Annotated in this window: 11 protein-coding genes; 7 read left to right on the top strand and 4 right to left on the bottom strand. The window is 73.7% G+C overall.

Annotated features, from left to right (window positions below; genetic code table 11):
• The 3 genes from VF825_RS07490 to VF825_RS07480 form a co-directional block, all read right to left on the bottom strand.
• The coding region (locus VF825_RS07490) for an SDR family oxidoreductase (RefSeq protein ID WP_331111774.1) at window positions 1-740 on the bottom strand (740 nt) is incomplete at its 3' end.
• Entirely contained in the window at window positions 737-2,224 is a 1,488-nt protein-coding gene (locus tag VF825_RS07485) for an NAD(P)/FAD-dependent oxidoreductase (protein WP_331111772.1), read from the bottom strand. The genes VF825_RS07485 and VF825_RS07490, both read right to left, overlap by 4 nt.
• On the bottom strand, window positions 2,221-3,015 hold the full coding sequence (locus tag VF825_RS07480) for an exodeoxyribonuclease III (protein WP_331111770.1): 795 nt from the start codon (window positions 3,013-3,015) through the stop codon (window positions 2,221-2,223). The genes VF825_RS07485 and VF825_RS07480 overlap by 4 nt, the downstream gene beginning before the upstream one ends.
• Before the next feature lie 37 nt (window positions 3,016-3,052).
• On the opposite strand from VF825_RS07480, the gene VF825_RS07475 reads away from it, so the two are divergent.
• The 5 genes from VF825_RS07475 to VF825_RS07455 all read left to right on the top strand — a co-directional run bounded on the left by VF825_RS07475 (window position 3,053) and on the right by VF825_RS07455 (window position 7,054).
• Complete coding sequence (locus VF825_RS07475; protein ID WP_331111768.1) at window positions 3,053-3,829, top strand: SDR family oxidoreductase; 777 nt, start codon at window positions 3,053-3,055, stop codon at window positions 3,827-3,829.
• A gap of 52 nt (window positions 3,830-3,881) precedes the next feature.
• The gene (gene pyrE / locus VF825_RS07470) at window positions 3,882-4,436 is read left to right on the top strand and encodes an orotate phosphoribosyltransferase (protein ID WP_331111766.1); all 555 of its coding nucleotides are present in this window, start codon (window positions 3,882-3,884) and stop codon (window positions 4,434-4,436) included.
• Window positions 4,437-4,517: 81 nt separating this feature from the next.
• The gene (locus VF825_RS07465; RefSeq protein ID WP_331111764.1) at window positions 4,518-5,117 is read left to right on the top strand and encodes a LemA family protein; all 600 of its coding nucleotides are present in this window, start codon (window positions 4,518-4,520) and stop codon (window positions 5,115-5,117) included.
• Between the two features lie 90 nt (window positions 5,118-5,207).
• On the top strand, window positions 5,208-6,554 hold the full coding sequence (locus VF825_RS07460) for an amidase (protein WP_331111762.1): 1,347 nt from the start codon (window positions 5,208-5,210) through the stop codon (window positions 6,552-6,554).
• Window positions 6,551-7,054 (top strand): DUF4440 domain-containing protein, encoded by a 504-nt coding sequence (locus VF825_RS07455; RefSeq protein WP_331111760.1) that lies wholly within the window; start codon window positions 6,551-6,553, stop codon window positions 7,052-7,054. The genes VF825_RS07460 and VF825_RS07455 overlap by 4 nt, the downstream gene beginning before the upstream one ends.
• A gap of 16 nt (window positions 7,055-7,070) precedes the next feature.
• On the opposite strand, the gene VF825_RS07450 is transcribed toward VF825_RS07455, so the two are convergent.
• Entirely contained in the window at window positions 7,071-7,655 is a 585-nt protein-coding gene (locus VF825_RS07450; RefSeq protein WP_331111758.1) for a helix-turn-helix domain-containing protein, read from the bottom strand.
• Between the two features lie 55 nt (window positions 7,656-7,710).
• On the opposite strand from VF825_RS07450, the gene VF825_RS07445 reads away from it, so the two are divergent.
• On the top strand, window positions 7,711-9,003 hold the full coding sequence (locus VF825_RS07445; protein ID WP_331111756.1) for an MFS transporter: 1,293 nt from the start codon (window positions 7,711-7,713) through the stop codon (window positions 9,001-9,003).
• A 93-nt stretch (window positions 9,004-9,096) separates the two neighbouring features.
• The coding region (locus VF825_RS07440) for a hypothetical protein (RefSeq protein WP_331111754.1) at window positions 9,097-9,441 on the top strand (345 nt) is incomplete at its 3' end.

The raw sequence follows: 9,441 nt of genomic DNA, 5'->3' as shown, positions 1-9,441 counted from the left end.
AGCCGGACCAGGCCGGGCGCGAACCGCTGCGCCCACGCGGCGAGGCGCGCCTGGCGCGGGGCCACGACCAGCGCGGGGTTCTTGGGCAGTGCCTCGACCACGATCCGGGCGAGCTCGTCGACCGGGAGCAGGTGCGGGCGGAGCCGGTCGACCAGGGCCGGGGCCTCCTCGTTGACGCCGGTCGGGGGCACGTCGCGGTTGACAGCCTGCAGCAGCGGGGTGTCGACGAAGCCGGGGCACACCGCGGTCACCTTCACCCCGTGCGCCCTGGCCTCCAGCCGCAGGGCCTGGGACAGCGCCACCACCGCGTGCTTCGTGGCGGTGTAGGGAGCCATGACCGGCGCGGGGAGCAACCCGGCGAGGGAGGCGGTGTTGACGATGTGGCCGCTGCGCTGGGCCCGCATGAGGGGGTAGACGGCCTCGATGCCATGCACGACGCCGCGCAGGTTGACGTCGATGGTGCGGTCCCAGTGCTCGGGTGAGAGCTCCTCGACCAGGCCGCCGGTCGCGATGCCGGCGTTGTTGTAGAACACGTCGATCCTGCCGTGCTCGTCCACGACCCGCCGCGCGACCCGGGCGAAGGCCTGCCGGTCGGTCACGTCCAGGTGCACGTGCTCGGGGGCGGAGGGACGGATGTCCGCGACGACGACGGTGTCACCGAGGCGAGCGTGGGCCGTGGCGAGGGCGGCTCCGATACCGCTCGCCCCACCGCTGATGAGGACGACGCGCTGCTGGCTCATGCGTGGAAACGGTAGTGCCCCGGCTGGAACCGGGCGGTCCGGCGCCGGTAGGCCACGGTCGACCACGGCCACAGGGCCCGGTTGACGCCGGAGTCGTCGAGGTACCAGCTGCGGCAGCCGGTCAGCCAGACCGCGGAGGCGCTGCGCCGTTGCAGCTCGTCGTTGAACGCCTCCTGGGCCGCCGCCTCGACCTCGACCGCCCGGGCCTGGCGACGGTCCCGCTCGCGCATCGCGCGCAGCACCAGCTCGGCCTGGGCCTCGATCATGATGAGCATCGAGGTGTGGCCGAGTCCGGTGTTCGGGCCGACCAGCGTGAACAGGTTGGGGAAGCCCTCGACCGTCGTGCCGAGGTACGCCTCCGGCGCCTTGGCCCACTCGTGGCCCAGGTTGCGCCCGTCGCGGCCGACGACCTCCAGGTGCTGGTAGGTGCCGATGACGTCGAAGCCGGTGGCGAGCACCAGCACGTCGAGCTCGTGCCGCCGGCCGTCGGTGGTGACCACGGCGCCGTTCTCGACGTGGTCGATCCCGGCCGTCTCGAGGTGCACGTTGTCGCGCTGCAGCGCCGGGTAGTAGTCGCTCGAGACCAGGATGCGCTTGCACCCGATCGTGTAGTCGGGGGTGAGCCTCTCCCGCAGGTCCGGGTCGGCGACCTGGGCGTGCAGGTGGCGGCGCGCCATACGCTCGGCGACCTTCATCGCCCTGGGGTGGCGGGCGAAGCCGACCACCCGCGCCTCGTTGGTCCAGTAGATCGCCGCGCGCTTGAGCCAGGCCAGCCACGGCCAGCGCGCGAACCGGCGCTGCGCGGCCGGGGAGTACTCCGGGTCCTCCTTGGGCAGGACCCACGGCGGCGTCCGCTGGAACACGGTCAACCGGCCCGTCGCGGGAGCCACCTGGGGCACCACCTGGATCGCGCTGGAACCGGTGCCGATCACGCCGACCCGCTTGCCCTGCAACGTCACCGAGTGGTCCCACGCCGCGGTGTGGATGACCGGGCCGCCGAAGTCGTCGAGCCCGGCGATGTCGGGCCGGGCCGGTTCGTGCAGCGCGCCGACGGCCATGACGAGGGTGCGGCACCGTGCCTGCACGATGCCCGTGGGCGTGCGCACCGTCAGCCGCCAGAGCCCGGACTCCTCCTCGTAGCGGGCCACGTCCAGCCGGTAGCCGAAGCGCAGGTGGGGGTCGAGGCCGTACTTCGTGCAGCAGTGCCGGACGTAGTCGAGGATCTCCGGGGCCGAGGCGTAGGCGCGGGACCAGTCCGCCTTGAGCTCGAAGGAGTAGGAGTACAGGTGGGACGGGACGTCGCAGGCACATCCCGGGTAGGTGTTGTCCCGCCAGGTGCCGCCGAGGTCGTCGCCCTTCTCGAGCACGACGAAGTCGTGGATGCCCTGGCGTTTCAGGGCGATCGCCATGGCGATCCCGGCGAAGCCGCTGCCGACGACGACGGCCTCGTAGTCGGCGCGGACCCGCGTGGGGCGTTCGGTCACAGGTCGGCCAGGTCCACGATGACGGGGGCATGGTCGCTGGCGCCCTTGCCCTTGCGCTCCTCGCGGTCGATCGCGGCGCCCTCGACGCGCGCGGTCAGCGCGGGGGAGCCGAGCACGAAGTCGATCCGCATGCCCTGACGCTTGGGGAAGCGCAGCTGCTGGTAGTCCCAGTAGGTGTAGACGCCCGGCCCGGGGGCGTGCGGGCGGACCAGGTCGGTGTAGCCGGCCTCGACGATCGCCGAGAAGGCGGCGCGCTCGGGCGGGGAGACGTGGGTCTTGTCGGCGAAGAACTCCATGTCCCAGACGTCCTCGTCCTGCGGCGCGATGTTCCAGTCACCGACGAGGGCCACCTGGGCGGACGGGTTCTCCGCCAGCCACTTGGCGGCGGTGTCGCGCAGGTGCGCCAGCCAGTCCAGCTTGTAGGCCAGGTGCGGGTCCTCCAGGGACCGGCCGTTGGGGACGTAGAGCGACCAGATCCGGACCCCCCCGCAGGTGGCGCCGAGGGCGCGGGCCTCCGCGCCGAGCGGGTCGCCCCACATCGGCATGTTCTCGAAGCCGACCTCGACGTCGTCCAGCCCGACGCGGGACAGGATCGCCACGCCGTTCCACTGGTTCAGGCCGTGGTGGGCCACCTCGTAGCCGAGGGCGCGCAGCCGCTCGAAGGGGAACTGCTCGTCGGTCGCCTTGGTCTCCTGCAGGGCGAGCACGTCGCAGTCGCTGCGCTGGAGCCAGGCCTCGACCCGGTCGATCCGTGAGCGGATGGAGTTGACGTTCCACGTAGCGATTCGCACGTGGTCCACCTTAGGAGGGGGCCCTAGGCTTCCTGCCATGGCTACCGCACTCGTCACCGGAGCGACCGCAGGCATCGGCCTGGCCTTCTGCCGTGAGCTCGCCGAGCGGGGTCACGACCTCGTGCTGGTGGCACGCGACCGGGCCCGTCTGGAGAACGTCTCCGACGAGCTCGAGGCGAAGTACCAGGTGCACTGCGAGATCCTCGCCGCCGACCTGTCCGACCGGCTCCAGGTGCAGAAGGTGGCCGATCGCCTGGGCGAGCCCGGCCGCCCGGTCGACCTGCTGGTCAACAACGCCGGCTTCGGCCTCTCGCGCAGCTTCCTGCAGGGCGACCTGACCGAGGAGGAGCGCGCGCTGGACGTGCTGTGCCGGGCGGTGATGGTCCTCTCCCACGCGGCGGCACTCGCCATGCGGGACCGCGGCCGGGGGGCCATCATCAACGTCTCCTCGGTGGCCGGGTTCGTCGCGATGGGCAGCTACTCGGCGGCCAAGGCCTGGGTGACCACGTTCTCCGAGGCGCTGGCGAACGAGCTCGCCGGCACCGGTGTCACGGTCACCGCCCTGTGCCCGGGGTTCACCCACACCGAGTTCCACCAGCGGGCCTCGCTCGACATGTCCCGCCTGCCCAAGGTCATGTGGCTGGAGGCCGACCGCCTGGTCCGGGACTGCCTCGACGACGTCAAGGCGGGCAAGGTCATCTCGGTGCCCGGGCCGCAGTACAAGCTCATCGCCGCACTGACACGCACCCTGCCGCGCGGCCTGGTCCGCCGCGCCTCCGGTGGTGTCGCCTCACGGCGCCGCCACGGCCGCTGAGCCGTGTGCCGCGCCCGTCACCTCCCGCTCCGGCGCGGCTAGGGTGAAGGCCGTGACTGACTCCGCTGCCGCCCGCGCCCGTCTGCTCGAGCTCATCAAGGCCAAGGCCGTCGTCCACGGCACGGTCACGCTGTCCTCCGGCAAGGAGGCCGACTTCTACGTCGACCTGCGCCGCATCACCCTCGACGGCGAGGCCGCCCCGCTCGTCGGCCAGGTCATGACCGACCTCGTCCGCGACCTCGACGTCGACGCGGTCGGCGGCCTGACGATGGGCGCCGACCCGGTGGCCACGGCGATGCTGCACGCCAGCGCCGCGGCCGGTCGCCGGCTCGACGCGTTCGTGGTGCGCAAGGCCGAGAAGGCCCACGGCCTCCAGCAGCGGATCGAGGGACCCTCCATCGCCGGGCGTCGGGTGCTCGTCGTCGAGGACACCTCCACCACCGGCGGCTCCCCGCTGACCGCGGTGGCCGCCTGCCGCGAGGCCGGCGCCGAGGTCGTCGCCGTGGCCGTGATCGCCGACCGCGCCAGCGGCGCGCAGGAGAAGGTGGAGGCCGAGGGCCTGCCCTACCGCGCGGCATACAGCGTGCAGGAGCTCGGGCTGGCCTGAGCGCACCCCGCCCGCGCAACCCGCGGCGTGGCGACCCGGCGCTGGCTAGGCTGGGAGCACCCACTAGCGCAGGAGGACCTCATGGTCGTCTGGATCGTCATCGGCGTCGTCGTCGTGCTGCTGCTCCTGTGGGCGGTCTCGACCTACAACGGGCTGGTCAAGCTGCGCAACCTCGTGCAAGAGGCCTGGCGCCAGATCGACGTCGAGCTCAAGCGCCGGCACGACCTGATCCCCAACCTGGTCGAGACGGTCAAGGGCTACGCGGCTCACGAGCGCGGCACCCTCGAGGACGTCATGAAGGCCCGCTCGGCGGCGATGGCCGGTGGGCAGGGCCCGGCCGCCGCGGCGCAGAGTGAGAACGTGCTGACCCAGGCGCTGGGCCGGCTCATTGCGGTGGCCGAGGCCTACCCCGACCTCAAGGCCAACCAGAACTTCCTCGCGCTGCAGCAGGAGCTCAGCTCGACCGAGGACCGCATCGCCGCCGGCCGGCGCTACTACAACGCCAACGTCCGCGAGCTGAACACCAAGGTCGAGACGGTGCCGTCCAACATCTTCGCCTCGATGTTCCACATCACGCGCGAGGAGTACTTCGAGGCCGAGGAGGCCGCCCGCACCGCGCCGAGCGTCAGCTTCCCCGGCCCCGACGGCACCACCCCGGCGCCGTCGACCCCGCAGGACTGAGGCCACGACCGGTATGCCGGGTGCGCACCACGCCCGGCACCGCCCGTTCGCCTGTGGCGGGAGCGGGCGTCCTCACCTAGCGTCCGGGGTGTGACCCCGCAGCCCGACACCGCCACCGGGATCGTCGCGGCCGTGCATGCCGGCGACCTCGACCCCCGCCTCACCACCGAGGCCGCGCTCGACCGCATCGCGACCCACGACCCGCGCATCGGCGCGTTCCGCCGGATCCGCACCCGGGAGGCCCGGCGGGAGGCCGCCGAGCTCGCCGGGCGCGGCGGCCTCGCCCGCCTGCCGCTCGCCGGGGTGCCCGTGGCAGTCAAGGACAACGTCCCCGTCGCGGGCGAGCGGACCGAGGACGGGTCCCGGGCGACCTCGCGCGAACCGGCCGGCAGCGACCACGTGGTCGTGCAGCGGCTGCGTGCCGCCGGGGCGGTCGTCGTCGGCCTGACCCGGGTGCCCGAGCTGTGCATCTGGCCGATGACCGACACCGCCGAGGGCACCGCGCGCAACCCGTGGGACCTGACCCGCACCCCGGGCGGATCCTCCGGTGGCAGCGCCGCCGCGGTCGCCGCCGGTCTGGTGCCGCTGGCGCACGGCTCGGACGGGATGGGCTCGGTGCGCATCCCCGCGGCGTGCTGCGGCCTGGTCGGCATCAAGCCCGGCGCCGGGGTGGTCGCCGAGCCGACCGAGGGCTGGTACGGCATGTCCACGCATGGCTCCCTCGCCACCACGGTCGCCGACGCCGCCCTGCTGCTCTCGGTCCTGGCCGAGCGGCCCGACCTGGCGCGGGTGTCCACCTCGGCCGGCATCCTGCGCGTCGCGGTGTCCACGCGCCCGCCGGTGCCCGGCATACCGGTCGGCGCCGACCAGCGGCGCGCGGCCGGGCGGGCAGGTGAGCTGTTGCGCCGGGCCGGACACACCGTGCGCGACGCCGACCCGTCCTACCGGCCCGGGTCGATGAACGAGATGACCGCGCGCTGGTTCGCCGGCGCCGCGCAGGAGGCCGAGGGGCTCGACCCCCAGCTGTTGCAGCGCCGCACCCGCGGGCACATCGGGCTCGGGCGGCTCCTGCAGCAGCGCGGCCTGGTCAAGGACGGGGCCCGCGAGCGATGGCGGGCGGCGGTCGAGCCGTTCTTCGAGCGGTATGACGTGCTGGTCACCCCGGCGCTCGCCGGGCCACCCCCGCCGGCCGCCCGCTGGCACGAGCGCAGCTGGCCGGCCAACGTCCTGGCCGCGACCCGCTACGCACCCTTCCAGGGTCCGTGGAACCTCGCCGGCTACCCCGCGATGACCGTGCCGGTCGGCGGCCACAACCGCCGGATGCCGTTGGCGGTGCAGCTCGTCGCGCCGGCCGGCAGGGAGTCCCGGCTGATCGGGGTCGCCGCCCAGCTCGAGGCCCTCGCGCCGTGGCAGCGCGTCGCGCCGGGGTTCGCGTGAGCCGCGAAGCCGGCTCCGAAGCCGTGGCCGGCACCGTGTTCGGCACCGGGGCCGCCGACCGCGAGGCGATCGCCGGCATCGTGCGCACGTTCTTCGCGGCGTTCACGTCCGCACCCGACATCGCCGCCCGGCTCGACGAGCTCCGCCGGGTGTTCCTGCCCGGGGCGGTGGTCGTCCGCACCTGCGGCCTCGTGCCCGCCGTCTACGACGTCGACGGCTTCATCGCGCCCCGCCGGGCGTTGCTGACCGGCGGGACACTGGTCGACTTCCGCGAGTGGGAGGTCCACGGGCGGACCGAGGTGTTCGGCGACATCGCCCAGCACTTCTGCAGCTACGCCAAGTCATGGGTGCAGGACGGGACCTCGTTCACCGGGCGGGGCATGAAGAGCCTGCAGCTGGTCCGGACCGCCGACGGGTGGCGGATCAGCGCGGTGGCGTGGGACGACGAGCGCCCCGGCCTGGAGGTCGACCCGATGTGGGCGGGGGCCGGTTCGGCCTGACCGGCCGGCACGGTGCCTAGTCCGCGGCGGAGCCTTCCGGTCGGCGCATCAGTGACCAGAAGCTGCTGAACTGCGCGGCGCCCTCGGGGTGGTCAGCGGCGGTCCGCTCCTCGTAGGGCGCCATCAGGGCGACGACCTGGTCGACGAGGGCCTTGGCCTCCTCGGTCGTCAGCCACATCCGGCCGCGCGACATCGAGGTGCCGTCCAGCTGCCCGCGGCGGTCGCTCCCGGCCCAGGCCAGCAGCTCCTCCACCAGGGGGGCCACGAAGGTCGCGGCGAACGCCCTGGTGGCAGCCGTGGTGGCGGCACCGTGCCCCGAGTGGTCGATGCGCAGGTCCTTCGCCGCGGCGCGCCACGGGCGCTCGCGGGCATCCTCGCCGGCCTCGTCGCGCACGACGATGCCCCACTTCTCCAGCGCGCGCAGGTGGTAGCTCATCGCGGACGGGGTCAGCCCGCAGAGCCGCGCGGCCTCGGTGGCCGTGAGTACCGACCCCCCGTAGAGCTCGTCGATCACCCGCTGCCGGGCCGGGTGGGCCAGGGCCCGGATGGCCTTGGGGTCGGTCAGGGTGACGACCTTCTGCTGCGGCGGGCGGGGTGCCATGCCGTGAAGCGTAAGGGGTTGACCGGGCTGATGTGAAACAGTACCTTCACAAACTATGAAGCAAACCCTTCACAAGTCGCCGGCTGCGAACCGGTCCCTGTGGCGCCACCGGGACCTCCGGCTGGTCATGCCGGCCCGGGCCCTGTCCTACGTCGGTGACGCCCTGGCCCTGTTCGCGCTGGTCCTGCGGGTGCATGACCAGGGCTCCGGCACCGCAGGGATGGCCGTGCTCCTCGCCGCGTTCAGCCTCCCGCCGGTGCTGCTCATGGCGGTGGCGGGGCAGGTCTCGGACCGGTTCGACTCGCGCCGGGTGCTGCTGGCCAGCACCAGCGTCGAGCTACTGGCGTGCGCGGGACTGGCCCTGGTCGACGGCCTCGCGGCCACCGTGGCGCTGGTCGTGCTGCTGCAGCTCGGCCAGGCCGTGAGCAACCCGACCTGGGGTGCGCTGCTCCCGCGCATCGTCGGTGACGAGGACATGGGGCGCGTCAGCGCGCTGCAGCAGGGGCTGCTCGCGGCGACCGGCGTGGTCGGCGCCACCGTCGGTGGCCTCCTCGTCGGCGCCTTCGGCGTCGCCGCGGCGCTGTGGGTGGATGCCGCCTCGTTCACCGGGCTCCTCCTCGCGGCGGCCCTGGTGCGCACCCGCCGGGGTGGCCGGCACTCGGTGGTCGAGCCGGCCCTGCCCGCCCGCGCCGAGCGGGCCCGGGCCAGGGCGCTGGACGGGCTGCGCCTTATGCGACGCGACCGGCTGCTGTGGGTGACGTTCGTCTGGATGATGCCGTTCGTCGTCGTGCTCGAGGGGGTCAACGTGGCGGAGGTCTTCCTCGTCCGGGACGACCTCCACGCCAGCGCCACCGGCTTCGGCGTGGTGCAGGCGGTGTTCGGCGCCGGTGCCGTGCTCGGGTCGTGGCTGGCCGGGCGGGCGGCGAGCGACGCCGCACGGGTCAGGGTCCTCCTGGTGGGCTTCGCCGGCACCGCGCTCGGGGTCGGCGCGGCCGGGCTCGCGCCCTCGCTGGTCGTGCTCGCAGCCGTCTTCGCCATGGTCGGGGTGGCCAACGCTGCCGCCAACGCCGCGTCCGGACCGCTGTATGCCGTCCGCCCGCCCGAGCGCGACCGCGGGAAGGTCCTCGCCGCCGTGAGCGGGGTCTCCCGCGCCTCCTCCGTCGTCGCGATGGGTCTGGGGGCCCTCGGTGGAGCGGTGCTGGGGGCGCGGGGCACCTTCGTCGTCGGCAGCGTCCTGGCGGTCGCGGTCACGGTGGCGATGGCGCTGCAGCTGCGCGGGCTGGACCCGGCGCCGGTGGGGCCCGCCCTCGAGCCGGCGGTCGGCCCGGAGCCGGTCGCGCTCGCGTGAGGGGGCGATTGGCCAGGACGGCCGGGTGAGGCTTACCTTGGTGAGGCTCACCTAAGTCGTGGTGGGTGTCCCGAGTCTCCGGAGTTCCGTTCTATGTCAGGTAGCCAGATCGCCCTCCTGGGCGCGATCGCCGGGTTCACGATCTTCCTCGGCCTGCCCATCGGCCGGCTCCGCCAGCCGGCCCCCCGCCTCAAGGCCGCCCTCAACGGCGTCGCGATCGGCGTCCTGGTCTTCCTCGTGTGGGACATCCTCGCCCACGCCTGGGAGCCGACCGACGCCGCGCTGTCGGACCACAAGTGGGGCACGGCCGTCGGGGGCTTCCTCGTGATGGCGGTCGGTCTGGCGGTCGGCATGACCGGCCTCGTCTACTACGACAAGATGATGGCGGCGCGCCGGGCCCGCACGGCGACGGCGGCGCAGGTCCCCGTCGCGGTCGGG

It is taken from the genome of Oryzihumus sp., from assembly GCF_036391795.1.
Taxonomy (GTDB): domain Bacteria; phylum Actinomycetota; class Actinomycetes; order Actinomycetales; family Dermatophilaceae; genus Oryzihumus.
This window is presented reverse-complemented; position numbering and strand designations above follow the sequence as displayed.